This is a genomic window from Rossellomorea aquimaris (assembly GCF_001877785.1).
GTDB classification, from domain to species: Bacteria; Bacillota; Bacilli; order Bacillales; family Bacillaceae_B; genus Rossellomorea; species Rossellomorea aquimaris_A.
The window spans coordinates 72,727-98,490 of sequence record NZ_MINN01000128.1 but is presented as its reverse complement, the minus strand read 5'-3'; the positions used below and the strand labels follow the sequence as shown (position 1 = coordinate 98,490).

General features: G+C 46.6%; 26 protein-coding genes and 1 pseudogene. 6 read left to right on the top strand and 21 right to left on the bottom strand.

The features are described 5' to 3' along the window. The first annotated feature begins 242 nt into the window (after positions 1-242). Positions 243-365 (top strand): hypothetical protein, encoded by a 123-nt coding sequence (locus BHE18_RS23810; RefSeq protein WP_268876382.1) that lies wholly within the window; start codon positions 243-245, stop codon positions 363-365. A gap of 49 nt (positions 366-414) precedes the next feature. On the opposite strand, the gene BHE18_RS18950 is transcribed toward BHE18_RS23810, so the two are convergent. Next, positions 415-2,094: a glycoside hydrolase family 13 protein gene (locus tag BHE18_RS18950; RefSeq protein ID WP_071620070.1), complete on the bottom strand. Its 1,680-nt coding sequence runs from the start codon at positions 2,092-2,094 to the stop codon at positions 415-417. Positions 2,095-2,283: 189 nt separating this feature from the next. On the opposite strand from BHE18_RS18950, the gene BHE18_RS18945 reads away from it, so the two are divergent. Further along, the gene (locus BHE18_RS18945; RefSeq protein ID WP_268876475.1) at positions 2,284-3,195 is read left to right on the top strand and encodes an NAD(P)-dependent oxidoreductase; all 912 of its coding nucleotides are present in this window, start codon (positions 2,284-2,286) and stop codon (positions 3,193-3,195) included. A gap of 56 nt (positions 3,196-3,251) precedes the next feature. Next, positions 3,252-3,758: a 2'-5' RNA ligase family protein gene (locus tag BHE18_RS18940; RefSeq protein ID WP_071620068.1), complete on the top strand. Its 507-nt coding sequence runs from the start codon at positions 3,252-3,254 to the stop codon at positions 3,756-3,758. A 55-nt stretch (positions 3,759-3,813) separates the two neighbouring features. On the opposite strand, the gene BHE18_RS18935 is transcribed toward BHE18_RS18940, so the two are convergent. The 7 genes and pseudogenes from BHE18_RS18935 to BHE18_RS18905 form a co-directional block, all read right to left on the bottom strand. Then, positions 3,814-4,389, bottom strand: coding sequence for a DUF4256 domain-containing protein (locus BHE18_RS18935; RefSeq protein WP_071620067.1), 576 nt, complete (start codon positions 4,387-4,389; stop codon positions 3,814-3,816). Positions 4,390-4,631: 242 nt separating this feature from the next. Then, positions 4,632-5,150 (bottom strand): phosphatase PAP2 family protein, encoded by a 519-nt coding sequence (locus BHE18_RS18930; RefSeq protein WP_071620066.1) that lies wholly within the window; start codon positions 5,148-5,150, stop codon positions 4,632-4,634. 162 nt (positions 5,151-5,312) lie between these two features. Then, positions 5,313-6,833 (bottom strand): MDR family MFS transporter, encoded by a 1,521-nt coding sequence (locus BHE18_RS18925; RefSeq protein ID WP_071620065.1) that lies wholly within the window; start codon positions 6,831-6,833, stop codon positions 5,313-5,315. Between the two features lie 175 nt (positions 6,834-7,008). Then, positions 7,009-7,248: a hypothetical protein gene (locus BHE18_RS18920; RefSeq protein ID WP_071620064.1), complete on the bottom strand. Its 240-nt coding sequence runs from the start codon at positions 7,246-7,248 to the stop codon at positions 7,009-7,011. Between the two features lie 24 nt (positions 7,249-7,272). After that, positions 7,273-7,667: pseudogene (locus BHE18_RS18915) on the bottom strand (VOC family protein). Between the two features lie 27 nt (positions 7,668-7,694). Then, positions 7,695-7,946: a hypothetical protein gene (locus BHE18_RS18910; RefSeq protein ID WP_071620063.1), complete on the bottom strand. Its 252-nt coding sequence runs from the start codon at positions 7,944-7,946 to the stop codon at positions 7,695-7,697. Between the two features lie 29 nt (positions 7,947-7,975). Further along, on the bottom strand, positions 7,976-8,257 hold the full coding sequence (locus BHE18_RS18905) for a hypothetical protein (protein ID WP_071620062.1): 282 nt from the start codon (positions 8,255-8,257) through the stop codon (positions 7,976-7,978). A 577-nt stretch (positions 8,258-8,834) separates the two neighbouring features. On the opposite strand from BHE18_RS18905, the gene BHE18_RS18895 reads away from it, so the two are divergent. Beyond that, positions 8,835-10,385, top strand: coding sequence for a hypothetical protein (locus BHE18_RS18895; protein ID WP_071620061.1), 1,551 nt, complete (start codon positions 8,835-8,837; stop codon positions 10,383-10,385). 479 nt (positions 10,386-10,864) lie between these two features. On the opposite strand, the gene BHE18_RS18890 is transcribed toward BHE18_RS18895, so the two are convergent. The 4 genes from BHE18_RS18890 to BHE18_RS18875 all read right to left on the bottom strand — a co-directional run bounded on the left by BHE18_RS18890 (position 10,865) and on the right by BHE18_RS18875 (position 14,550). Continuing rightward, on the bottom strand, positions 10,865-11,284 hold the full coding sequence (locus BHE18_RS18890) for a GNAT family N-acetyltransferase (RefSeq protein WP_440480402.1): 420 nt from the start codon (positions 11,282-11,284) through the stop codon (positions 10,865-10,867). Positions 11,285-11,474: 190 nt separating this feature from the next. Next, entirely contained in the window at positions 11,475-11,912 is a 438-nt protein-coding gene (locus tag BHE18_RS18885; protein WP_071620060.1) for an NUDIX hydrolase, read from the bottom strand. Between the two features lie 149 nt (positions 11,913-12,061). Continuing rightward, positions 12,062-13,165, bottom strand: a complete 1,104-nt coding sequence (locus BHE18_RS18880) for an AI-2E family transporter (RefSeq protein WP_071620059.1) — start codon at positions 13,163-13,165, stop codon at positions 12,062-12,064. 80 nt (positions 13,166-13,245) lie between these two features. Next, on the bottom strand, positions 13,246-14,550 hold the full coding sequence (locus BHE18_RS18875; RefSeq protein WP_071620058.1) for a hemolysin family protein: 1,305 nt from the start codon (positions 14,548-14,550) through the stop codon (positions 13,246-13,248). A 482-nt stretch (positions 14,551-15,032) separates the two neighbouring features. On the opposite strand from BHE18_RS18875, the gene BHE18_RS18870 reads away from it, so the two are divergent. Then, on the top strand, positions 15,033-15,401 hold the full coding sequence (locus BHE18_RS18870; RefSeq protein ID WP_071620057.1) for a hypothetical protein: 369 nt from the start codon (positions 15,033-15,035) through the stop codon (positions 15,399-15,401). 134 nt (positions 15,402-15,535) lie between these two features. Beyond that, positions 15,536-15,730, top strand: coding sequence for an IDEAL domain-containing protein (locus BHE18_RS18865; protein ID WP_071620056.1), 195 nt, complete (start codon positions 15,536-15,538; stop codon positions 15,728-15,730). Between the two features lie 130 nt (positions 15,731-15,860). Here BHE18_RS18865 and BHE18_RS18860 read toward each other — a convergent pair whose 3' ends face one another. From BHE18_RS18860 to BHE18_RS18820, 9 genes are all read right to left on the bottom strand, one after another. Continuing rightward, a complete protein-coding gene (locus tag BHE18_RS18860; protein ID WP_071620055.1) occupies positions 15,861-16,268 on the bottom strand; it encodes a YbaN family protein in 408 nt (135 codons plus the stop codon). Between the two features lie 942 nt (positions 16,269-17,210). Beyond that, a complete protein-coding gene (gene rbsB / locus BHE18_RS18855; protein WP_071620054.1) occupies positions 17,211-18,140 on the bottom strand; it encodes a ribose ABC transporter substrate-binding protein RbsB in 930 nt (309 codons plus the stop codon). Positions 18,141-18,150: 10 nt separating this feature from the next. Continuing rightward, positions 18,151-19,107 (bottom strand): ribose ABC transporter permease RbsC, encoded by a 957-nt coding sequence (gene rbsC / locus BHE18_RS18850; protein ID WP_071620053.1) that lies wholly within the window; start codon positions 19,105-19,107, stop codon positions 18,151-18,153. Beyond that, positions 19,100-20,590, bottom strand: a complete 1,491-nt coding sequence (locus BHE18_RS18845) for a sugar ABC transporter ATP-binding protein (RefSeq protein ID WP_071620052.1) — start codon at positions 20,588-20,590, stop codon at positions 19,100-19,102. The genes rbsC and BHE18_RS18845 overlap by 8 nt, the downstream gene beginning before the upstream one ends. Positions 20,591-20,609: 19 nt before the next feature. Beyond that, positions 20,610-20,996: a D-ribose pyranase gene (gene rbsD / locus BHE18_RS18840; RefSeq protein WP_071620051.1), complete on the bottom strand. Its 387-nt coding sequence runs from the start codon at positions 20,994-20,996 to the stop codon at positions 20,610-20,612. Further along, the gene (rbsK, locus tag BHE18_RS18835; protein WP_071620050.1) at positions 20,993-21,883 is read right to left on the bottom strand and encodes a ribokinase; all 891 of its coding nucleotides are present in this window, start codon (positions 21,881-21,883) and stop codon (positions 20,993-20,995) included. The genes rbsD and rbsK overlap by 4 nt, the downstream gene beginning before the upstream one ends. Before the next feature lie 5 nt (positions 21,884-21,888). Continuing rightward, the gene (locus tag BHE18_RS18830; RefSeq protein WP_071620049.1) at positions 21,889-22,866 is read right to left on the bottom strand and encodes a LacI family DNA-binding transcriptional regulator; all 978 of its coding nucleotides are present in this window, start codon (positions 22,864-22,866) and stop codon (positions 21,889-21,891) included. Positions 22,867-23,049: 183 nt separating this feature from the next. Continuing rightward, positions 23,050-25,032, bottom strand: a complete 1,983-nt coding sequence (locus BHE18_RS18825; RefSeq protein WP_071620048.1) for a hypothetical protein — start codon at positions 25,030-25,032, stop codon at positions 23,050-23,052. 144 nt (positions 25,033-25,176) lie between these two features. Next, positions 25,177-25,743 (bottom strand): AAA family ATPase, encoded by a 567-nt coding sequence (locus BHE18_RS18820; protein ID WP_071620047.1) that lies wholly within the window; start codon positions 25,741-25,743, stop codon positions 25,177-25,179. Positions 25,744-25,764 lie beyond the last annotated feature (21 nt).

The window sequence follows — 25,764 nt, the reverse complement described above, 5'->3', positions numbered from 1 at the left end:
TAACTTTCATCAATTCTAAATTATACCGTGATATCCAGAAAAATTCGATTTAAACGGACAAAACCCCACGAAAGTCCCGTTTTTGTGACAGAATATCGGATACTCACCTGGACATAGGAGCTATTCCAATTGATGATTCAAACAATTCATAATGAGGCAAAATGGAATAATAAAGAATAAGCATTTCTAAATAAATCAAAACTAGAGATGAACTTGAACGATTGGAAAGGGAGGGAAACATCATGGCAAAGCCTACGCAAGAGCAGCAGCATGAAGCAGCAAAAAAGCTTGCTGAAAAGCAGATGAGCGAAAAGGATGAAATCATGTCCGTTCAAACGGACGGAACACAAAAGAAGCAGAAATAAAGTCAAACAGGAAAGCACCCGTTAAAAGGTGCATTCCTTTTTCCACCCATCACTTCATTAAATATACCCGTGCCTCATAAGGGCGGAGCTCCACTTCGCGGATGTCCGTGCCCGATTCAACCCCGTAGTTGCCAATCAACAGGTTCCCTGCACTTTCATAATCTGAAGGAAGTTTAAATACCGGCTTGTCATCAGAGAAATTGAGCATGACAATCATTGTTTGTCCCTCATATTTCCTTGTGTACGCATAGATTTTGTCGTGGTAAGACATGACCAGGTCATATGAACCGTATACCATGATCGGATTTTCTTTACGAAGTGCGATCAGCCTGCGGTAATAATGGAAGACGGAATCGGGGTCGTCCATTGCCTGTTCCGCATTGATCTCCGTGTAGTTAGGATTCACCTTCAGCCATGGGTCGCTGGTCGTAAATCCTCCATGCTCCGAATCATCCCATTGCATCGGAGTGCGGGCATTGTCGCGGCCCTTCGCGTAGATGGAATTCATCACAAGGTCTTGATCTTCTCCGTTTTCAATGACTTTTTCCCGGTACATATTCAGGGTCTCGATATCCTGATAATCCTCGATGGAACCGAATCTGACGTTCGTCATGCCGAGTTCTTCACCCTGATAGATATACGGGGTCCCTTTTAACGTATGAAGGAACGTGGCGAGCATTTTCGCTGATTCCACGCGGTATTCCTTGTCGTTTCCGAAGCGTGATACCATTCGCGGCTGATCGTGATTGTTCAGGTACAAACTGTTCCAGCCTTCGTGCTCGAGCCCTTGCTGCCACTTTGTGAAGCTGTCGCGGAGCGCGCTCATCTTCATCGGACGGAGGTCCCATTTGCCGCCGGGACCGGAGTCAAGGTCCACGTGTTCAAATTGAAAAACCATATTCACTTCTTTACGGTGTTCGGCTGTATAAAGTTTTGCTTCTTCCACGTTCACCCCGGGCATTTCACCGACTGTCATGACGCCATAGCCGGACAGCGCCTTTTCATTCATTTCCTGAAGATAGTCATGGATTTTCGGCCCGTTCATGTAGTAGTCTCCGCCCGGCGCGAACTTCCGGCCTTCCGGTAACTCTGCATCCGGCAGCCCGTCCACTTTTGAAATGAAGTTGATGACGTCCATCCGAAACCCGTCGATCCCTTTATCAAGCCAGAATTTCATCATCTCGTATACTTCTTCGCGGAGCTTCGGGTTCTCCCAGTTCAAGTCCGGCTGCTTCTGGCTGAACAGGTGCAGGAAGTATTGATCCGTAGCCTCATCGTATTTCCATGCCGATCCGCTGAAGCACGACTCCCAGTTGTTCGGCTCGCTTCCTTCTTTGCCGTCCATCCAAATATAGTAATCCCGGTACGGATTATCCTTTGATTTCCTGGATTCCACGAACCACGCATGCTCATCCGAACTGTGGTTGACGACGAGGTCCATGATCAGCTTCAAGCCGCGCTTATGCATCTCATCAAGGAGGCGCTCCCAGTCTGCCATCGTCCCGAATTCATCCATGATACCCCGGTAATCGCTGATATCATAGCCGTTGTCGTCGTTGGGAGATTGATAGACCGGAGACAGCCAGATCACATCGATCCCGAGTTCATTCAGATAATCAAGCTTCGAGATGATCCCATTGATATCACCGATCCCGTCGCCATTCGAATCCTTGAAGCTGCGGGGATAAATTTGATAGATGACCGCTTCTTTCCACCATTGCTTAGACATAAAACCGCTCCTTTATATACTAATCAAATTTGATTCAATCATTATTCTACAATAAAGTTAGTATACTATGAAACCGGTTGCATTAACAGGGATAAATCACCCTTCCGCTACGCTCAACAAAAATGTGAACGAACCTTTAACTGTTCCTATCAGACAGGGATTGGTATACTTTACCTAATAGATCGATAGATTCCAAATGCGAAGGTAGGGAAAGAAATGCAAAAGAAGACGATAGGATTCATCGGCACCGGCGTCATGGGAAAAAGCATGGCCCGCAATCTTACGAAAGCCGGCTTCCATTTGAATGTGTTTACGAGAACGAAGGAAAAAGCGGCAGACCTCCTCACAGAAGGAGCCCGGTGGAAGGAAAGCGTCGCCGCTCTCTCAAAAGAGTCGGACATCATCATCACAATTGTCGGTTATCCGACTGATGTAGAGGAAGTCTATCTTGGCGAGGCCGGTATTTTGGCAAATGCAAAGCGGGGTTCGTATGTCATCGATATGACCACTTCGTCCCCTGACCTCGCGAAGCTGATCTTTGACAGGGCAAAGGAAGCGGGCATCCATGCCTATGACGCTCCTGTGTCGGGCGGTGATGTCGGGGCCAGGAATGCTGCCCTCACCATCATGGTCGGAGGCGAAGAAGAAACATTTGAAGGAATCCGCCCGGTCCTTGAAGCAATGGGAAAAAACATCGTGCTGCAGGGAAATGCAGGCGCCGGACAGCATACTAAGATGTGCAACCAGATCGCGATCGCTTCCGGTATGCTCGGTGTCTGTGAAGCTGTTTTCTATGCCGAAAAAGCAGGCCTTGATCCAAAAACCGTATTAAAAAGCATCGAAGCCGGGGCTGCCGGAAGCTGGTCGCTTTCAAACCTGGCCCCCCGCATGATCGACGGCAACTTCGACCCTGGATTTTATGTAAAACATTTCATCAAAGACATGAAAATCGCCATCGAATCTGCAGAAAACATGGGCGTCCCTGTCCCGGGCCTGAAGCTGGCAAAAGAGTTATATGAGCTGTTCAGCCAATCAGGTGGTGAAAATAAAGGAACGCAGGCGCTGTATCAGTATTATGAAATGATGAGTAAAGAAAATTAATCAGCGGCCCGTCCCGCCCAAACCGGGGGACGGGCTTACAATGGCAGGTGATAAGAATGATAAACCGCTCCATTTGTATTTTCCCCGAATTTGATAATGTTGAAGAAATCGAAGAATTGAGAGAAAAATATGACCCCCTCCATTCCTGCATCTCTCCTCATATTACATTGGTTCATCCGTTCACAAGCAGCCTCCAAAAAAGGGAACTTATTAATCATATTCAAGACTGCCTGATTGGCTTCAAGCCTTTTGAGATCAGATGTCAGAACGTGACCGGTGCTGATGGACATTATTTATTCTTGAATGTTAAGAAAGGGAATGACCACATCATTGAACTGCGTGACCGCTTGTACCAGGGCATCCTGAAGAGACATCATGCACGTGAGCTGAGTTACATACCGCATGTGACGGTGGGAAAGCTGAATGGTGAGGAAACGTTTCAGAAGGCTCTGCATGATACGGAGGAGTTCAACACTGAATTCTCTTCAGTCGTACATAAAATTTCGGTCGAGCAAATTGGTGAAGACGGGACTTCAATGATTGAGTATGATCATTATTTTTAGTCAAAATAAAAAGCCCGTTCCCTGCAGTCGACGGCAAGGAATGGGCCCGATTATTTTATACGGTCAGCCTCCCGCGGAATCCCCGGGCGGCATAATAGGAGTCCGCCCCGTTATGATACACGAAGACATGTCCGAACCGGTAGTCGCAGAACAGGGCACCGCCAAGTTCCCTGATATCTGCCGGAGTCTGGATCCAGCTCGAGGTTTTCTTATCAAACGATTCAATTTCCTGGAGCGAACGATATTGTTCCTCCGTCAATAATTCAATCCCCATCGAAACGGCCATGTCGATCGCGCTGTTTTCAGGCTTGTGCTTTTTCCGGGACTCAAGGGCTTCTCGGTCATAACACACGCTCCTCCTGCCTTTCGGGCTTTCTTTTGAACAATCACAAAACAGGTACACGTCCTTCTGCTCATCATATCCGATGACATCGGGCTCGCCCTCTGTCCGTTCCATTTCGTGCAGGGACCATAACTTATCAGGATTTGCCTCCAGCTTTTTCTGCACCCCGGACCATTCTACTCCTTCATGACGATGCATGTTCTTCTCAAAGCGAGCCTCCAATCCGGTGAGTAATTCTTCCCTTTGTTCTGGTGACAATTCTTTTTTATCGCTGATTTCATATGGCATATTCGTTTCCTCCTCTGTTATGTAAAAGCATCTCTATTGATAGATTCCCGCTTTATATTCCGGAACCCTTCAAAAACGATTAAAAATTGCCTGTAGTCTCTTATCTATTTCTATTAGAATAAACTATTCTTTATTCCAGCACAAAAAAACCGATGGACCTTTCGATCATCAGGCAGTAGTACTTCCATTATGTTACCTTGTGAGTTCTTAACTTTCTGGAACTATTGCAGTGATGGTATCTGCTATAAAAGGGATACCAAAACCGCTGTACACATAGCCAGTAACGCCCCAGCCATCACATCGGAAGGATAGTGCACGCCGAGCACAACTCTCGAGTAGGCAACGAGCACACTGATGGGGAACAAAATCACGATGACTGCAGGAAATTGCAGCATAAATGGGATTGTTATCGAAAAGATCGCCGTGGAGTGGCCTGAAGGAAATGAGTGATCCTCAAACGGATGACCGTGGAGCATCACATCAGGCAGCGACAGATAGGGCCGGATCCTTTTCACCGAACGTTTGATAAAGTGCATGAGGAAATGGCTGACACTCAAGGCGAGGAATGCCTGGATGACTGCCGGCCTGATCGAAGGATAGAATACGCTTATAAGAGCCAATAAAAGGATGGAAAGGATTGAGATTCTCGCACCTCCCAAATGAGTGATCACACCAAAGAAGGAACGGTACAATTTACTGCCGTTTATTTTGTAAAAGAGCTGCTGATCCATCTTATGAAGTCCTGTAAACATTCGATCCATTGATATCACCCCTTTAAATAGTCACCTTCATTATAGACACGGAATGTTGGGGCGATTATAAGGAGTGGTTAAAAAGTGTAAATTTCATTGGAGTTAATTGTAAATCCATAAATTAAAAAAGGAGAAGGTCGCAGCCCCGTTCTCCTTTTTTCTTTACTACACTTATTCAGAAGCCTTTGGTGCTTCCTTTTCAACTTCAAGCCTGCTGCTGCCCATCCGGTAAACAAAGAACACCGCGATGACCAGCGGAATCAATGCATAGGCGAATGTCGTGGTGATCGAGTCCGACATCGCCGTCGTGATTTTCTCAAGGACAGGTGCAGGGATCATCTCTCGCATTTCCTGTTCGAAAATGCTTCTTGGATCCCCGCCTCCAGGGAAGGCCTGCCCGCCGCCCTGGCCTTTAAAGGCTTCTTCCAGATTGGAAGCGAAGAGCTTTGTCTGAAGCGTCCCGTAAACGGTGATCCCGAGCGTCATCCCGAGTGAACGGAAAAACGCATTGGTTGAGTTGGCGGATCCCCTGAACCTTGGATCAAGCTTATGGATGGTCGCATTCGGCAGCAGCGAAAAAGAGAAGCCGACGCCAAATCCGCTCAGAATCATATAGAGCGTGAGCAGAAGCCTGCTTGTATCCGGTCCCATCGTAGCCAGGAGCAGCATTCCTGCCAGGAACGACAGGATCGACAGCCACATGATGTTCCGGTAGCTTGTCTTTGTCATGCGGATACCGGCAACCGCGCTCCCTGCGACTGATCCGAGCATCAACGGTGTGAGGATCATCCCTGCATTTGTCGCCGAACCTCCATAAACAGCCTGAACGAAGATCGGGATCAGGATCGTCAGGATGATGAAAGCCGCCCCGTATAGAAAGGCAAGCGCCTGTGAAGACGCGAACAAAGGACTCTTGAACATCCAGAACGATATGATCGGTTCGTCTGCTTTTCGTTCGATAAACATGAAACTAACAATGAAAATGAAGAAAGACAGCAGCAATCCGATGATCTGCCAGGAAGCCCAATCGAATTCCTTCCCGCCGAGTTCAAGCGCGAACATCAGACTTACGACCGCAATGACAAGCGTAATCGCCCCGCCCCAGTCGATGCGCTGATCAGAACGCTGAGGGGATTCTTTATAAGCCGTGATGATGAAAAATAAGGATAGCAGCCCGATCGGCACATTTACGTAGAATACCCAGTGCCAGCTGAGATTATCGGTCAGGAAGGCACCGATCAGCGGACCGAATACAGATGCCGATCCGAACACGGCACCAAGCAGACCCGTCATTTTCCCCCGCTGTTCAGGAGGAAACAGATCGAATACAATCGTGAAGGCAATTGGAAGCAGTGCGCCTCCCCCGATGCCCTGTATCGCACGGAAAATGCTCAGCTGGACGATATCCTGTGCAATCCCGCACAATGCAGAACCAATCAGGAATATGGACAGCCCGAAGATATAAAACCTCTTCCTTCCATACATATCCGACAGCTTACCAAAAATCGGCATTCCGGCCATGACGGCCACCATGTACGCAGATGTCACCCAAACAAATTTATCAAGGCCGCCGAGATCGGACACGATCGATCCAAGCGCCGTAGCGACAATCGTATTATCCATCGCCGACATCAGGATCCCGAGCAAAAGACCTGCAAGAGCAAGCTTCATATTGCTTTCTTTTGCCACCATATATCTCACCCTTTATATGTAAAAAAGTAGGTTTGCCTTTTTATTATAGTCCTTTGAATGGGAATGTCTAGTTAAACTCAGCATCAAGTTCAAGCGGGTACATACTTAGGAATGAAATTTAGAACAAACAAAAGAACAGCAGGGATTTTTGAGATCCCAGCTGTTTATTAGCATTCTAAAATTTATGATCCATATACCAAATGACCAACGTGCCTAGTACAGGACAAGATAATCCACTGAGGATTCCCATTATGATGAGATAAACCCCTTTCCTTTGTTCATCATAATCAATCTTTAATACAACCCCAATACACACTGCAGCGATTGCTGGGAAAATTGTTCCCGTGAAGAAGGCGGCAATTACAGCGAGCCACCCTGAGACTAACAGGATTTTCCTTCCTTTCATCTCTTTCACTTGAACACCTCTCTGAATATCAAATTAAGGTGCCGCAAACTCCACCTTTATCTGATCGGGATCTTCGAAGTAGACAGCATAATAATTCTCTCCCCCTGCGAAAGGTGGAGATCTTCATAGAGGACCTTTGCCCCCTTCTCCCTCAACTTTTCCGTCATCTCATCCACCCGCTCGCGGGATGCAGCATAAAACGCCAAATGGTTCATTCCCGTCCTGCACCTGTGATAAGGTTCGTCCAGGAACCGTTCTTCCGTCTGAACAAAAACAAGATAAGTCTCTCCCAGCCTCCAGCTTTCTCCCTTCTCCCACTTTTGATAAGAATGGTACCCAAGTTCTTGTAAAAACCATCCCCAAAACTCTGATGATTTTTTCAAATCGGATACGTAGATTTCGACGTGGTGAAGATGTCCTTCTTGCATAGAGATTCCCCTTCCTTTACTCATTATTTATGGTGTGTTCCAAAAAAAAGTCGTCACGATAACCGGCACAATAATTGCGACACCCACGATGACACCATTGCCGGCGATTGCAATTTTTTTATACGGGCCGCGCTCTGAAAACAAGGCAATGATCAACCCCGCCACCGAGCAGCTCACGCCTGCCAGGAGGAACTCATCCCTGCCAAAGAGCATCATCACGTAAATCAAGGCTCCAATTAAAAATAATCCAAACGATAATAGACTAAGTTTTTTCTTCATAGCATCATCCCCCTGAAAGTCTTATCGAATTACGCTTCACCCATCCCGAAACCAAGCAGGAGGAGGTAAATAAGTGAACCTGCCAGTAACAGTGATGCGGACAGCCCCAATACAGCAAATCCATTCTTTTCACTTTTCTTGAATAGTGCAGTAATACTTAAAATAATGGATACCGGAGCACCTAAAAATAGTGCATAAAAGATACCTTTAACCACTGTTCGCTCCGTAATGTTCGGCACTGCAAATAATAGAATCATCAATACAATCGGAATCCCTGCTGATACATAACTCATCCAGGAGTATTTTTTCAACTTTATCCATCTCCCTCATTCTGCTTCCCCGTTAAGCGGGCAGGATATTTACCATTAGACGTTCTGTGCTTGAATTAAGTTTTCAGCATCCTCAACTTACTGCTTTGCTGCGGTGAACAATCCATACGATAAGGTTCAACAATATCGTTACACTAAAGAGAATCGGTGATGCAAATGTTGCCCCATACATCGTATCCAGGAGGGCCGTCCAGTCCTCAACCGTAACCTTATGATAATATATAGAATTTGAAAACACAGTGAAAAACCGCATGCACTGAGGCTTATGATGGAAAGCATGGCCCAACGAGGATGTTTGATTTTTTGCCGCGCGCAAGATTTATAAATGGCAGCATCCATGCGATCAGCCCAAGCAGAAAACTGACAAGATTCAGCCAAACAAACATATCTTCAACCCTCTCGTAAATTCCAACTATTTGTAATTTTACCATATATCACTCAGGTGAGTTCTTTAAGTTAATTTCTAAAACGGAGTATTTTGTAAAAATATGGTGTTTTCCGATGTCTATTGTGTTAAAATTCAAAATTATACAAAGACAACTGTGGGGGATGTTATTTAATGAAAGAAAAGTTGAAAGCCTTCGGACTTCCAATTGGGATTACTTTGATATTTATTGCAGCACTATTTATCCATCAACTGCTGATTGTGAAAGAGCTTCCGCAACAGGGCTGGAGCAGGTCGATGCCATTCGAGGAATCTTTCAAGGAGAAGCCGCAGGTATTTGTGGATGCTGAAGATAAGATACATATCGCATCAGACGGTCATGTGCAGACGATCAAGATAAACGATAAGCTGGAAATCTCTGAAGAGACCACATCAAAAACAAAAATCACGAGGGGTTTTCCCTTTTGGACCGATGGAAAGCAGTATATATATTATAAAAGCGGGAATTTAGTTTCAGCTTCCGGCGGGCAGGAACAGATCCTGGAAGAAGATATAGCTGGCCTCGGAACAGGAAAGAATGACGTCTACTACTGGAAAGACAGCACATTGAGCCGTTACGATTTAGAAAACAATGAAGCAATTAAAATTCAATCTTTCCCGAATACTATTGCCGGCATGTTTGTAGCTGACGACGGGAGCGCGGTCGTTCAAGTCGAGAAAGACAATACCCACGACGTTCTTTATTACGTAGATGAAAAGCAGCAGGTCAGCGGCGCTTTCCTGACTGTCGCCAGCTCACCTAATAAGAAGATGGAGGGCCTTACGTTTAAAATAAAGGACGGGAACCTGCTTGTTTTTTATAATCAAAAGGCAAGGACCCAGGGAACACTTTCTTACAATGTATTCAAGCTTCAGGCTCCCGTCGGGGAGATAGGGAATTCCATGCTGGAAGGTGAAAAAGTTGAGTTCGATCTTAGCGATACCGGACAAAAGCTGATGAGCCCCGGCGGCGTACAGCTGATGGAAATGAAAGGGGAAGAAATGATCCTCATTACATCCGAAGGCACAAAGATAGGTGACAATAACACGGTCAGCCTGTATGCGGCACCATTAGAAGATGGTACAGTCTTCAGCGCAGCACCGGTGAGCACGACAAAACACGTGTCCTATCCGCCGCTGAAGATTTCCGATGAAGCCATGATCTGGATGAATTACGATGGAGCCGACTATGCACTGAAAGGGAGTTCACGAAATCCGGAGGTCATCTCAGAAAGCACCAACTGGTCGAAAAGTTCTGTTAAAGAAGCCATCAATAACGGCATCCTCATGATGTTCAGCAGTCTGGTGACAATCATGACGTCATTCTACTGGGTGCTGCCTTCCCTGTTCTTACTGATCCTCATGTACATCTTTAAGCCGAACGCATTCGAGAACGACGGGATCAGCTGGGTTGAGTATCTTTCCATCATCATCTTTATATTCATGCCAGTGTCATATACGCAGAATGCAATGAATGCCTACTTTGAACAGATGGCTCCAGGTTACCTTCTCTTCCCGGGCAGTGCCTATGCAGTGACCATATTTTTGTCTCTGATCACTCTCGCCATCTGGAAATTCGGAAGGGATCCCGACTGGGGTTCGATGGGCGGAGCATTTTATTTCATGGGGACGTACATCTTGTTCTACATCACATTCATCGGCCCGTATATTTTTAATTTGTATTGATTGGGAAAGATGCCTGTATCCTGGATGGCCGGGATACGGGCTTTTTGTTTGGGTTCAGCCTTTTTAGTAAAAATAACTCCCATTACAGCTGGGGAGTAAAAGATTTGTCTGCCTCCCACATAAAAAGACGGAGTACAGGCTTTTTTGTTTTGTTTCAAGACCATTTTTCGTTGAAAATCATCAAAAAAGCATCTGGTTACAGTTGGAGATTCAATGATATAGCAGCTTCTCACTGAAAAGACAGGGTAAATCAACGATTACAAAAGGTTGAACCGGCATTATTATCGAAAATGTAAATTTTATTATCGAAATTAAAAGATTAATTATTGAAAATCAACGATTTATTATCAAAACTCCCTATCCTGACTGAACCAATCGGCGACTTTATTGTAATATAAGCAAATCCAAAAGTTTATCATCACAACTGTTTAGTTATTATCAAACTCAAAACAGTTTCTTTAAGCAAAAAAAGACAAGTATCACTCAAGATACTCATCCTGCAATTCCTCCCGTATGTACCGCGCCATCCCCGTCTTCATCTTTCTGAAACCGCACTTCTTATAAAATGCTTCATTCCCGCTGGTGGAAATCAAATGGACGCAGGAAACCCGCTCCAGCCTATCCAATAAATGTGCCAGGATCTTCTTGGCAATGCCCTGCTGCTGAAACTCCCGGTGGACGACGATATCATAGATGGCAGCATTAAAAACACCGTCAGACAGAGCCCTCCCGAAGCCGACAACCCGCTCCTCCAATTTAACAATCACGATGACATTACTTGATTCGAATACCTGTTTAATCACCTCAGCAGAATGCTTCATCCATCCAACTGACTGATAGACTGCTTTCATTTCCTCGAGGTCGCCGCTGCAGTATTCTTCTGTTATTTCGAGTTTCACTTTTTCTCCTCCTGACAGGATTTCATAAAAAATTCTTGCTCTGAAACGCGTTTCATACTTTAAGCTAAAGACAGGATGATAACCCCATATCCTGCAGCCATGATTGGCGTTACGCGAAAAGGCGGCGTGACAATCACGGCTCAATCAGAAGTGTTCATGAAATCATGAACACTTTTTCATTATGAGCAGCTTAATTAACAGACGCACTCTCCTGAATCTTCTTTTCGGCAAGCGAGACATTCGTCTTTAAATATTCCGGGATCTCTCCATTTGACAAAATCTCGGACGTCGACATCCATAACACCTCATCGACTTCGTCAGTACTCTTCGGGCAGGGTTCACCGGATTCAAGCTGACAAAGGAATACGATATCAACCACGTTCACCCCTGTGTCCGTTACAAAAGAAGAACTATTCACATAGGTCAGCCCTCCGATCACTGCTCCCACTTCTTCCTCCACTTCCCGGATCAATGTCCGTTCGAGTATATCATTCGCCACTCCTTCCGGATCACATTTGCCTCCGACGAGTGACAGCTCCCCCGCCGCATGCTCCTCTTTTTCACTTCTTCTTATTAATAGCCACTTTCCATCACGATGGATGGCTGCTTCAACGTTGACGATGAACACATTGAACCCCTCCTTATGTATTAAGACACGTACATTCCCCTTTGGAACCGCCACTCTACTACTTCCCTGGAAAGGGCAGGAAATCCTTCAAAAAAACCCGCCCCTTTATGCAGACATGCATCAAGGGACGGGCTTTCTATCTGGCTGTGCTATTCTTTTTTCAACTCACTTAAGTTATACCGGCGCATTCTGATGAACTTCACCGTATTCACGACGATGGTCTTGGCGACCGCATACGTCGGAATCGCAAGGATCATACCGAGGATCCCGGCAAGGTTCCCCGCTACAAGGAGCAGTATGATGATCGTCGCAGGATGGGTGTCGAGGCTCTTTCCGAGGATGAGAGGCGACAGCACGTTCCCTTCGATCTGCTGTGCTATCAGGATGACGACCACGACGAGGATCGCTTTTGTCGGTGAATCGAACAATGCGATGACGACCGCCGGGGCGGCTCCAAGGAACGGCCCCAGGTAAGGGATAATGTTCGTGACTGCCCCTATGAGCGCCATCACCAGCGCATAAGGCAGCCCAATGATCAGGTAGCCTATGAAGGTCAGTGTCCCGACAAACAAACCGACGAGAAGCTGCCCCTGAATATATGCGCCCAACGTGTCATTCGTGTCGTGCAATGTTTTCAATCCTTCTTCGCGGTACGCATCCGGCATGAATTTTGCAATCGCATGCGGAAGTTTGTGACCATCCTTGAACATGAAGAACAACAGGAACGGAACCGTGACGATCGTAATCGCTATGCTTGTCAGGATGCCGAAAAATCCTGTGATGGCAGCTGTAATATTGTCAGGAAGGGTATTTGCATACTCACCCAGACGTTTCTCGATATCCTCAAGCGGAACGTAGTCCTGATTCATCATCCACTTGAACTGATCGCTCTCGGATAAATGGATGATATAATCACGGGTCTGCCTTACATAGTCAGGCATATCGTTAATCAGCCCGGTCACCTGTTTTGTGATGATCGGTGCGATATTCCCGATGATCAGGCTGATCACCCCGATGATCAGCGCATAAAGGACAAGGATGGCGACCGTCCTTGGAAGCTTCAGTTTTTCAAGTAAATTCACAAGCGGATTCAACAGGAAGTAAAGAAATCCGGCAATGATGATCGGGAAGAAAATCGTGGAAAACAGGACCCCGATCGGCTGAAATAAAAACTGGACTTTCGTTGCTACATAGATAATGGTCAAGATAATGAGTATCTGAATACTCCATCGATACAGTTTGCTTTTTGCCAATTGAATCACCTGCCTTAAAGTAATATTCATATGTATGAAAAGAAGCAACCGGTCTACCAAACCAGTTGCTTTTCTTGCGTCTAAAGCTTCGTCACTTCGAGATAACGGAGCTGGATGCCGTCTTTTTCGATGATTTTAAAACGGTATCCCTCTTCTTCGATGACACTGCCGATTTTGGAATTGATGTTGTGTGTCATGAACCAGCCGCCGATCGTATCGATGTCAAGGTCCCCTACGTCGATCGAAATGTCCAGAAGAGCGTTAACCTCATTGATCAGCACCTTCGAATCAAGCAGATAATGTCCGTCCTTCAGCTTTCTTACCTCAGCGACTTCATCCTCATCAAATTCATCACGGATCTCACCGACGATTTCTTCAAGGATGTCCTCGACCGTCACGATCCCTGCCGTTCCGCCGTATTCATCGATCAACACGGCGATATGCACGCGCTCTTTCTGCATTTTCACAAGCAGGTCATGGATCGCAATCGTCTCGATGACGGTAATGATCGGATTGAGGAACGAATGAACCCTGAAATGCTCTTCTTCGAGGTTCCTGGTCACCGTCTCCGTCAGAAGCTCCTTCATATTGACGAATCCTTTGATGTTATCCTTATCACCGTCAATAACCGGATAACGGGTGAAGTTCTCTTTTCTCAGTGTCTCCACCACGTCGGCAAATGTATCGTCGATCGAAAGGGAGACTATTTCTTTCCGCGGAACCATGATTTCCTTGGCGATCCGCTCATCGAATTCAAAGATGTTGTTCACATACTTCAATTCATTCTTATTGATTTCCCCGCTTTGATAGCTTTCCGAAAGAAGGATCCGCAGCTCTTCTTCTGTATGGACTTCGTCATGCTCAGAAGCCGTCTTTAGTCCAAATATGCCCACAAACACCCTGGCTGAACCGTTCAAAAGCCAAATAAACGGATACATGATCCGGTAGAACCAAATAATCGGACCCGCGAACAGCAAAGTCACTGCCTCGGCTTTCTGAATCGCCACCGTTTTCGGGGCAAGTTCACCGACCACCACGTGGAGGAAGGTTACAAGAGCAAAGGCAATACCGAATGAAAGCAAATGCGTGAGCGTTTCATTCACTTCTAAATAAGCAAACAGCGGATGCAGAATCTTCTCAACAGTCGGCTCACCCAGCCAACCAAGACCAAGGGCTGTGATCGTAATCCCGAGCTGACAGGCAGAAAGGTACTCATCGAGATGAGTCACGACTTTCTTCGCTGCCATCGATCCCTTCCTGCCCTCAGCAACAAGCTGGTCAATCTTGGATCCGCGGACCTTCACAATCGCGAACTCAGTCGCCACGAAAAATGCGGTCAAAGCAATCAATAATGCAATCAAAATTAAATTTATAGACGTTGTCAATTAGCAGCCTCATCCATGGACGAGGCTTACACCTCCATTATTTTTAAAAATCTCATTTACATTGTAAATGGTTCCGGGAGATGAAAGCTTATGAATCTACTTATCTAGTGAAGGGATAGCATAGAACCTGTCATGAGAAGCAGAACTTCCGGCTTTCAGCAGCCCGCGCTGATACGTTACCAAATATGTTCCTGCGCGTGTCGCAAGCAATCTTAGCTTCTCTGTCCCATTTCCATCCCCCCAGCCGTTTTAAAAAAATGAATATAAAAAGATTTTACCTAATTCCGAGTGCATAATCAAATAAACTATCACTATTTCATTATTATCTTCTCTTAGTCATTCAAGCTTCCGGGAAGTTTGCTAAGCGGGCTGTGTTATCTTGAAGCATGAACAGAATCCACAAAAATCTGAAACAATCTGATGCCCCATCCGTATATACTAGCAGACCCTCTTCAGGCGAAAACCAGAACGGAGGAATTATAATGGGGAAAATGAATATCCATGTAACGACCAATGTCATCTTGTCAGAAGAATACAGGAATCAGCCGGACAAGCTTCAGGAAGAGATCGATTTCATCCTGCACAAGTTCGGGGAAATAGAAGAGTTCAGAATAGAACAGGACGCTGACGGCAGACTGACCGTGAACACCAGATTGAAGGCGGCGGACCTGCAGGTGAAACTGTTCGAGAAATGGGGACAATGGGAATATGCCCGAAATCTCGACCGCGACATGAAGATGAATTTCATCGGATTCGGCGAAGTCGAATCCTGCACAAGCGCAGTCCGCGATTACGAACCGACCAAGAGAGCATTCAAGAATCCTTTGCGGTCGTTGTTTTTCTTTGATTGAAATACTTTTGAAAGCCCGCCCCTCTGTATGTCGATGATTAACGGATTGAGGGGCGGGTCAATTTTTTTTATAAAATGTTTGAAAATTAAGAAAATGGTTAGTATAATAGAAAAAAGGTCAAGGAGTTGATTCTCATGAAGAAATACTTGCTGAACGCACCAAAGCCTGATTTGATTACCCTGGACTCTTTAATGGCAGAAATGATTTTGGATAAAGCTCTGCTTGTGTTCCGGAAAGAACAGCTCGAGCAGAACATCGACCGGGCATTGCGGGACGGAGACAAGAATGAATTCCTGCGGCTGACCGGGGAATTAAAAGCAATGGACTAAATTACAGGCCGTTATATGAAGGCTGTTTAAATGGACGAGCACCGGCTGCAGAGCCGGGACCCGTCCCTTTTTATGTGGTTGGAGACAGCCGGCAGGACCACAGCCGGGAAAAGCGGCCGCGCCTCCCGCGTCAGTTCGCTTCATTCACCTCATCACCTTGCCTATCCGCAGGCAGGGTCTTTATTTTTTTCACAAAATAATAATGTTTGTACAAAGCGAGGACTATTAAAATGATTCTGACAAACAGGATGTCCACGAATATGACAGAAAGCAGGATGAAGAAATCGGCCGTCACGTTGATTCTGATCTTCTCCCTGCGGGTCATCCCCTTCTTTTGCAGAAATGCCAGAACATACTTATCATATATAGTTGTATTTTTAAACCATGTTTCAATCCGCTTGGAACTTTTGGCAAAACAAAAGGCGGCAAATAAATAGAACGGACCGCCCGGAAGGACAGGCAGCACCGTGCCGGCAAGCCCGATTCCGAGCGACACGATCCCAAGCAGCATGAACAGGATACTTTTTATCTTTTTCATAGATTCATTTCCCCTACGATTGTCATTAATCCATTCATTCTATTTTAACTATAACAGGGATATGCCGTTATTTGTTTAGGGGATTTCTGTTAATGGGGGTTCTGATGGTAAGTTTCGGGGCGTGGCAGCTTCTTGGTACGGTGATTTGGGTGGTTTTTTCGGAGAGTGTGGCGGTTTTTGGGTAATGTTTGAATCTTAGGGCGGTGGTTTGGTAATTTTTGAGTTTTATAGTGGTGAATCTTACAGTTTTTTTAGTTAATCTATAGGTTTTAGAACGGTGAATTTTACAGTTTTTAGTCAATCTTTGAATTTTGGCCTGAAATCTTTCGAAAAATGCACTTATTCTTTCGATTTCGGCCAGGAATCTTCGAATTCCCACCAATAATCTTCGAATATCTCGATTTCCGTCACTTACCAAAAATACCCAAACAAAAGGCATCTTCTATCAATAAATCAGCCTGCCGCCCCAGGTTCCTACTTATAAAAATAGATCCATCCCCATGAGTTTCTCCAATCCACTTAGATAATTCATCTCGTCCCCCCTCCATTAAATTGAGCCCGGTTTGAGTCTTATTTGTGTATTTTGAAAGTTAATCTTGAATTTTCCGGGGGTGATTGGACCGATTTTTTAGTAATCTTTGTGTTTCGGAGCAGTAATAATTACATTTTTTGGATAATATTTGAATTTCAGCCTGAACCTTTCCGAAAAATGCACTTTTTCTTTCGACATCAGGGCGGAATCTTTGAATTCCCACCAATAATCTTCGAATTTTACTATTTATTCCGTCAATTATAAAAAATATCCATGCTAACACCAGGCAAATGATACCCCTTCCGCCAATATATGTCCCGGCATCCGTAAAACTTCAAATAAAAAGAGACCCACCCCCGTGAGCCTCCTCTCCAATCACTAAAACCAACCAATTATCATTCTCTACTTCCCTATTCTACATTCTCCTCCGTCACCAGTTTCAACGGAACCGGGATCAGCTCTTCAACCTTCTTCCCCTGCAGCACATCGGCTCCTGCCTTCACGGCAAGCTTACCGATTTCAACGGGCTGCTGGGCGACGGTTGCGGACAGATTCCCCTGTTTGATACTGTTCAATGCATCATCATTTCCGTCGAATCCGACGACCAGAACATCTCGGCCTGAGCTTTGGATCGCCTGATACGCACCGAGTGCCATTTCGTCATTGTGCGCAAACACCGCTTTGACATCAGGATTACCCTGAAGGATGTTTTCCATCGTGTTCAACCCTTTCGTACGGTCGAAGTTGGCGGTCTGTTTTGCGACGACCTCCAGTTTTTCATCGGCGATATTGTGGAAGCCCTTCCCGCGCTCGCGGGTAGCGGATGCCCCCGGAACCCCTTCAAGTTCCGCGACTTTCGCTCCATCACCAAGCTGTTCCACGATATATTCGCCGGCCATTTCTCCGCCTTTTTCATTATCGGATGTGACCAGCGTCTCCACTTCGCCCTTATCGGCGGAACGGTCTAGTGTGATGACTGGAATGCCGATACTGTTCGCCGACTGGACCGCGGTGGATATCGCGGATGAATCGGTCGGGTTGATGAGCAGGACATCAACGCCCTGCTGGATCAAGTCTTCAACGTCATTGATTTGTTTGGCTGCATCATTCTGGGCATCGACAACGATGACGTCCATCCCCTGTGATTTCGCTTCTTCTTCGACACCGTTCCGGATTGAGACGAAGAATGGATTATTCAACGTGGAAACCGACAGCCCGATCTTGATGTCTTCCGGATCCTTGTTTTTCGTGTCAGGTTTTGCCCATTCCGGCGGCTGCAGCGAGCAGGCGCCAAGGAATACAAGAGACAAGCTCAATATGAATACGAGTAGTTTTCTCATGATCATCCTCCTATGCTGCTTTCTTTCGATCGATCAGAACGGCGATGATGATGACGACACCCTTTACGACCATCTGGAAGAAGGATGAAACGCCCAGCAAGTTCAAGCCGTTATTCAAAGTACCGATAATGAGCGCCCCGATCAGTGTACCGACAATCAGTCCGCGTCCGCCTGAAAGGCTTGTCCCGCCAAGGACGACGGCTGCGATTGCATCCAGCTCATACGATGTACCGGCTGTCGGCTGCGCCGAATTCAAGCGGGAAGTCAAAATTGCACCCGCAAGTGCTGAAAGCAACCCGGCCAGTGAATACACCATCACTTTCACGCGTGAAACTTTGATACCTGAAATCAGTGCTGCCTTTTCATTACCGCCGATCGCATACGTTTTGCGTCCGAACGGTGTTTTATGAAGAATCACCCAAAGAACGGCAAATGCAAGGAACATCGTGACCGCAGGAACGGGGATCCCAAGGAAATAACCTCTTCCAAAAAGCTGGAACGCGTAACTGTCACCTAGCCCGGTGATCGGATTTCCATCAGTGTATACAAGGGTCAGCCCGCGGAACATCGTCATCGTTGCCAAAGTGGCAATGAACGGTGCCATTTTCCCTTTCGTGATGAGCAGTCCGTTGATTGCACCCATAATTGCACCCAACAGACATCCGATCAGGATCGCAAGGATCGGATCGATGCCGGAAACCATCATGCCTGCCATCAAAGCACTCGATAAAGCGAGGATGGATCCGACCGACAAGTCGATTCCGCCTGTCAAAATGACGAAGGTCATGCCGTACGCGATCAATGCGTTAATGGCCACCTGTCTTAATAAGTTCAATAAATTCAATGGTTCGAGAAAACTTGGGTTCATGACGGAAACAGCCACAAACAATACGAGCAGCCCCATGAACGGCCCAAGCTTCTGCATTACACTTCCTGCATGGTTTGTACTTCTCAATGCATTATTCATGAATTCGACCTCCTGTTGCCAGTGTCATAATTTTTTCCTGATCGGCTTCTTCCCTTGTAAGTTCGCCTGCAATCCTTCCTTCGTGGACGACTAGGATCCGGTCGCTCATCCCGAGCACCTCCGGCAGTTCCGAAGATACCATGATGATTGCCACCCCGCGGTCCGTCAGCTCATTCATCAATTGATAGATTTCACGCTTCGCCCCGACATCCACACCGCGCGTCGGTTCGTCGAGGATAAGCACTTTCGGGCCGATCCCGATCCACTTCGCGATGACGACCTTCTGCTGATTCCCGCCTGACAGATTCCTTGCTGCCGTCTGGGAGGATTCCGTCTTGATCGTCAGGCGTTTGATGAGCATGTCCACAAACTCCTGTTCCTGCTTCGACTGAATCAAGCCATTTTTTGTAAAACTGAACAGACTCGGCATGACGATATTTTCCTTAATCGGAAAGTCGAGCACCAGCCCCTCATCTTTCCGGTCTTCAGTTATAAATCCGAGGCCCATTTCAACCGCTTGGTTCGGGTTCTTGATCTTCACATTTTTTCCGTTTATAAAAATGTCCCCGTCATACTTACCGTCAAGGCCGAATATGGTCCGCATGATTTCTGTCCGGCCGGCCCCCATCAGACCCGATACGCCGACGATTTCGCCTGCACTGACCCTGAAACTCACATTCTCGAAGACTCCTTTTCTCGTAAGATTCTTCACTTCGAGCATTGATTCACCCGGCTTCGCCTCACGCTTTGGGAAACGGTCGGTCAGTTCGCGGCCGACCATCTTGCGGACGACCTCGTCGAAGTTTGTTTCAGGGATCGGCGTCGTATCGACCGTCCTGCCGTCGCGCATGACAGTGATCGTGTCGCATATCGTGAAGATTTCCTCCATCCGGTGAGAAATATAGACGATGGATACGCCCGATTTCTTCAACGACCGGATCACTTCGAAAAGTTTCCCGATTTCCCTGTCCGTAAGTGCCGCCGTCGGTTCATCCATGATGATCACTTTCGCATCGGTCATCAGTGCTTTCGCGATTTCAATCATCTGCTGTTCACCGACTGAACACTGTCCCGCTTCTTTATGCAACGGGATCGAGATGGACAGCTTCTCGAACTGCTCACCAGCAATCGCTTTCATTTTTTTCGTTTGGATAAGTCCGAAATGTGTAACCGGTTCCTTATTGATGAATAAGTTTTCCAGCACCGTCAGTTCCGGCCAAATATTCAGTTCCTGGTGGATAAATGCAATGCCGAACTCTTCTGCCTCTTTAGGACTGGCGAACGTCTTTTCCCTTCCGTCGATCTGGACGATCCCCTGATCTTTTTTATGAAGGCCCGTCAGGATATTCATAAGGGTCGACTTTCCCGCTCCATTTTCCCCCATCAAAGCATGGACTTCCCCGTCTCCAATGTGGATATCTACACCTTCGAGCACCTTATTTTTTCCAAAGGCTTTATGGATATTTTCCATTTTGATCTGCATAACTTGTCACCCCTTTTTGTTAAAAAGTAACGCCTGCATGAAGGATACAGTTCGCATAGGGTGTGATTTCTCCCGTGCGAATGACAGCCTTGGCATCTTTCAACTGAGATTTCAACGATTCATGTGTGATGTATTCCATTTCCGGAAAAGCGTTCTTGAGCTCCTCATGAACTCGCTGGTTCTGTTCGATTTCTCCGGCCACCGTCACCTGTTCAACGACCATATCTTCTTTCAAAACCTCCACGACATCGAGAAAAGACGGGACCCCTTCTTTCAAGGAAAGGTCAATCTTCATGACCCCCGCCGGAACAGGAAGTCCCGCATCGGCCACCACAATCGTATCGGTGTGGCCAAGATCTGCAAGTACTTTCGTGATATGACTGTTCAGCATTCCGTTGCGTTTCATTCCGCCAGTCCCCTTTCCACTTCGTCCCTTGTCGGCATTCCGCCCTGCGCCCCGAATCCGGTGACAGACAGCGAGGCTGCCCGGTTTGCAAAACGAAGGCTTTCTTTCATGCTTTGGCCTTCAGCGATTGCCGTGCCGAATGCGGCATTGAATGTGTCACCTGCACCAGTCGTATCGACCACTTTCACCGAAAATGACGGGATGAGCTGTTCCCCATTGCCATCATGATAACGGACGCCTGCCGCTCCTTCGGTAATGAGAAGTTTGTCCGGATAATCAGAAAGTGCTTTCGATAAGTCCAGCCCTTTGAATAAAATTCCTGCCTCGTGTTCGTTCGGTGTCAGGTAGGCCGCTTTTTCAATCACCTCATCAGGTAATTCCCTGGCAGGAGCCGGGTTCAAAAGAAGCGGGACTCCTATTTCACCGCAAAGCCTGGCTGTTTCCAGTACCGTTTCTTCGGGTACTTCCTGCTGGATCATGATCAGATCGCACCCTTTTAAAAGAGGCAGCGCTTCTTTCACATAGTCGGGAGTGACACAATCGTTCGCCCCTTTTACGACGACGATGCTGTTATCCTCTTCAGCTAATATGATGTGAGCCGTTCCGCTCTTTTGATGTGTAACCGGTTTCACATAACCGGTGTTTACTCCATTCGCTTTCAGGTTTTCCAGTATTTCATTTCCGTAGGAGTCATCCCCGACGCATCCGATCATATGGACGTCAGCTCCAAGCCGTGCAGCCGCCACTGCCTGGTTCGCTCCTTTTCCTCCGGGTACCGTTTCAAACGACTCCCCGAGGACAGTCTCTCCTGCGAGCGGGCGCCTTTTTGAAGTCACGACAAGGTCCATCGATGAACTGCCAATGACCGCAATCTTTGGTTTCTTCATGCTTTTCAATCCTTTCGGGTAGTATTTCGTTCTATCAGTTCGACAGGCATCTGAATCGTCTGTTCTATGCCTTTCTCTTTTCTAATGATATTGATAAGCAGCTGAGCTGCCTCCCGCCCCATTTCGTAGGCCGGCTGTCTGATCGTAGACAGCGTCGGATACGACAAGCTGCTTTGCGGGATATCATCATATCCTATGATCTGCAGCCCCTCGGGGATCCTTTTTCCAAGCTTAAGCGCCTCATGGAGGATCGCGATTCCGACGATGTCATTACTCGCAATCACGCCATCCGTATCCGGGAACTTTTCAAATAGTTCCTCTGCCCATCCCTTTGCTTCTTCAAAAGAATAGGAGGTCGTGGACAACACGGAAAAATCGACGTCTGTCCGGCTCAATTCTTCAAGCGCACCCTTGTATCGGTCCTGAGCAGGCTTGACGTGAGCCGGTCCTTTTACAAGTGTGATCCGCTCTGCCCCCTTATCGATAAGGGTGCGCGCGGCCATACGACCGCCTTCCCTGCCATCCGCATATACGGCCGGGAATTCTTCAGACGTTCGGTCAAGGAGGACAAGCGGCAGCTTCAATTCGTTGTAAATCTGATAGTCAACGTGATTGGTCGCTGAGATGATCCCGACCACATTGTTCTGCACAAATGTCTGGATATAATCAAGTTCCTTCTCCGTATTCTCATCGCTGTTCCCGAGCAGAAGCCGGAAGCCCGATCGGCTCAATTCATCCTCCACACCCCTTGCAAGCTGCGGAAAAAATGGATTTGTAATATCGGGCAAAAGCAGCCCGATCAGCCTGGATTCCCGTTTATAAAGAGAGCGTGCCACTTCATTCGGGCTGTAATTCAATCGGGCAATCGCCTTCATTACTTTCTTCCTCGTATCGGTACCGACATAGCCGGTATCATTCAATACACGTGAAACCGTAGCGACAGATACACCCGCTTCACGTGCAACATCTTTTATCGTTGGCATCATTTTCACTCCTGGTTTGTGTAACCGGTTACATACAAGATAGCATAGAATTGTAATCGCTCGCAAGTTTATTTTTCTTCATAAAAAGTAGTTTGTGCTCACCCTCCCGCTTTGTTTCATAAAAAATGCCGGAGTCATCTCCCCCGGCTTTCATTCTAATGAATGATTTGAAAAATAAATCACTTAAATCAATAAATGTATAAATTTTTCATTATCATACTCCAATACCCCCATATTGTTCTTTGTTTCTATTAAAGTCCCGCTATTCAAAGGCAGATACCGGATTCGTTCTGTACACTGCATATCGATATCGTTAGATGGTTTCTCCGATGATAAGAAAGGCCTGCATTCTCCATCACAAAATAGGTAAACCGCACGCTCCGTTCCTTTTCTTGCGTACATCCATATTTTCCATTTCATCATAAAGCTTTTAAATATGCTGCAGCTCATGTTCTTTATAGGACTGCTTGTGAACTGGCGGAGCGTCAGGCTGCGATTGCCTTCCCCATGAAAAGTGATGTCGGATGTAATGGCGGAAGCAAAGTGCCGGCCGCCGGACAGGATGATGCAGGGCCCCGGTTTCAGTTCACCAACCTTATGAATAAATTCATTGAAGTCTTTACCGTTTTGCCTCCAGGGTTCAAAATCATATCGGCAATGCCCAGAGACACCTGGCAGGGTTTCAATCAGGGCGCTTCCGTATACCGGCTGCGGCATGGTAAGGATGAGCGGTTCGCCTTCCTTCCATCCCGATTGCATTAATTTAGCCTTCACCTTTTCCCAGACTCCACTCTGATAAGCAGACGATGTTCCTTCACTGCCTTTTCTGCAGAGAATCCTGCAATCAAGGAATACCGAGGCCGGGACTGTCGGCGCTGTAAAATGACTGAAATCATAATTCCAGAGAGAACTGGACCACTCCTCGAATTCTGGTGAACCAACTTGATTAATGTCCAGGTATGAGCTCATCGTTTTTTCAAATTCAACAAAGGAATCCGGGTCATTTCCCCAGCCCTGGAATAACCAATATGCTGCAAGCGCATTACTGACCACATGCCTTCCAAGCGGAGCCTCCCTTACTTCTGTCATCCACTCCACTGAAGAATTCCAGCCGTCTGTGATGTCATGTTCGTCGAAAATCATATACGTCGGGGTGTTGGCAAGCACCCTTCTCACTGCGCCGAGGGCTTCGACGGTGTTCGATAGTTCATCCAGCTGTTTCCCATAACGCTTTTCGAGCTGTTTGTACTCCCTCTTATATTGCGTTGAATGCTTGTCCTTACTGTAAAAATGGATCTTTTCCGAATCCACAAGTTCATCGAACGGCTCGAACATCCCGTAAGCAAGTGGCTGCCTCCACAGTTCGGGGCTCCAGGATAATAAGTACATGACCATATATTCCCCAAGCGTAAATAGGTGGTTGGCTGATTTTCGGGATGTGAAACTGCAGCAATTCTCACAGATCGATTGTCTTCCATTGATCTGATTGAGCTGTTTTTGAAGAAGGGGATCGTTCAGGCGTGAATCGATTAAACCAAGCTCCCCCTCCCGGCCCGAGAGGTCTTCACCCATTCTGATAATCGGCTGGATGAAAGAGTCCGCCACATCATCCGCGTAAATTTGATTTCCAATTAAAAAAAGGGCAGAAGGTCTGTCTGTTCCGCCGGCATCCATTGAAATGACCTGATCAGCTTTTATAAACACATCTTCCCCTTTGCCATGAAGGTTTCGGCATGACCCATATAGGATCTTGTTTTTCTTACTTTTATTAATATAAAACGTAGGATACGCGAGGTATCCATAGACTATGGATTGAGGTTTCCCCGGGGAAAGCAAACCTAGATCACCGAGATCGAACTTTTCCCTTTTACTTTTGAACGTTAGATTATAACCAATCAGTGTATTAACAGGAAATGTCCCGTTTTCAGGGGACACTTTTATCATGCAGATATACAGATGCTTCCCTGCCCTGATTGTCCGTGTTTCTGTGGAACAATCCAGCTCGTTATAATGAAACCCGGCAGGCGCGCCGTTCTTCGTCACCTCGAACAATTGTGCACCCAACTCATAAGACTTACTCAAGGCTGCCCAGATGAAAGCCTGTCCATCTTCGACCCGCCTTAAGATCGGCCCTCCCAATATAATTGGTCTCTCACTTTCACCCACTCTATCATCTCCTGTTCGTTTGTATTACACAATATCGTATTCAGATAGAGCAGCAGTGGTGTGGACAACGAGACGATTTAGCATAACCGTTCACACACAAAAAGCCGGCCCCGTTTGCTGCCGGGGCCGGTGTCTCAGCTTCTCTTAAATTTTTTTCATCTTAAACACTTCAATTATTTTCTTTGTCGTTTCTTCCGGTGTCAACGTTGTATTATTAATCTTTAAATAATGCTTTCTATTTATTTCCCCATCAAGCGAATTCAACCGAAGCCTGTCCAATGAAGCCAGCAGCCGCTTCTCGGAATCTTCTATATTCCGCTTGGACGGTTTATGCTGTAGCCGGTTCTCTGTTTTGTTCCGTTCCAACCGTACTTCAAGATCGGATTCAAGTTCAACGAAATACACTTCCGCACCATTCGATTCGAAGATGGCTTCCACTTTTTCAACCCAGTCCCAATCCTCCTGCTCGTTGAACGCCCACATGAAGGTGAAGATCATGCCTCCCTGGTCGCTTTTTGCAAAAGCTTCAAAAATTTCTTCCCGCATAAGTGTGGACAGCCTCCACATTTCATCGGTGAATCCGAAGAAGGGCTGAAGCAACTCGATGGTCATGTGGTTGTGGAACAGCTTTAATCCCGTCGCTTTCTCCAGCTCTTGTCCGACCGTCATTTTTCCTACGGCCTGTGGACCGAATATCAGAACTAGTTTCATATTTGAGTCCTCCCAGTATCA

Coding starts and splice junctions, on each gene's coding strand:
- BHE18_RS18820 (WP_071620047.1), bottom strand. CDS start 25,743: ATGAAACTAGTTCTGATATTCGGTCCACAGGCCGTAGGAAAAATGACG.
- BHE18_RS18935 (WP_071620067.1), bottom strand. CDS start 4,389: ATGCCATATGAAATCAGCGATAAAAAAGAATTGTCACCAGAACAAAGG.
- BHE18_RS18845 (WP_071620052.1), bottom strand. CDS start 20,590: ATGCAGATCAAAATGGAAAATATCCATAAAGCCTTTGGAAAAAATAAG.
- BHE18_RS18950 (WP_071620070.1), bottom strand. CDS start 2,094: ATGTCTAAGCAATGGTGGAAAGAAGCGGTCATCTATCAAATTTATCCC.
- BHE18_RS18870 (WP_071620057.1), top strand. CDS start 15,033: ATGGGGAAAATGAATATCCATGTAACGACCAATGTCATCTTGTCAGAA.
- BHE18_RS18860 (WP_071620055.1), bottom strand. CDS start 16,268: ATGAAAAAGATAAAAAGTATCCTGTTCATGCTGCTTGGGATCGTGTCG.
- BHE18_RS18895 (WP_071620061.1), top strand. CDS start 8,835: ATGAAAGAAAAGTTGAAAGCCTTCGGACTTCCAATTGGGATTACTTTG.
- BHE18_RS18830 (WP_071620049.1), bottom strand. CDS start 22,866: ATGCCAACGATAAAAGATGTTGCACGTGAAGCGGGTGTATCTGTCGCT.
- BHE18_RS23810 (WP_268876382.1), top strand. CDS start 243: ATGGCAAAGCCTACGCAAGAGCAGCAGCATGAAGCAGCAAAAAAGCTT.
- BHE18_RS18930 (WP_071620066.1), bottom strand. CDS start 5,150: ATGGATCGAATGTTTACAGGACTTCATAAGATGGATCAGCAGCTCTTT.
- rbsC (WP_071620053.1), bottom strand. CDS start 19,107: ATGAATAATGCATTGAGAAGTACAAACCATGCAGGAAGTGTAATGCAG.
- rbsB (WP_071620054.1), bottom strand. CDS start 18,140: ATGAGAAAACTACTCGTATTCATATTGAGCTTGTCTCTTGTATTCCTT.
- BHE18_RS18910 (WP_071620063.1), bottom strand. CDS start 7,946: ATGAAGAAAAAACTTAGTCTATTATCGTTTGGATTATTTTTAATTGGA.
- BHE18_RS18940 (WP_071620068.1), top strand. CDS start 3,252: ATGATAAACCGCTCCATTTGTATTTTCCCCGAATTTGATAATGTTGAA.
- rbsD (WP_071620051.1), bottom strand. CDS start 20,996: ATGAAACGCAACGGAATGCTGAACAGTCATATCACGAAAGTACTTGCA.
- BHE18_RS18925 (WP_071620065.1), bottom strand. CDS start 6,833: ATGGTGGCAAAAGAAAGCAATATGAAGCTTGCTCTTGCAGGTCTTTTG.
- BHE18_RS18865 (WP_071620056.1), top strand. CDS start 15,536: ATGAAGAAATACTTGCTGAACGCACCAAAGCCTGATTTGATTACCCTG.
- rbsK (WP_071620050.1), bottom strand. CDS start 21,883: ATGAAGAAACCAAAGATTGCGGTCATTGGCAGTTCATCGATGGACCTT.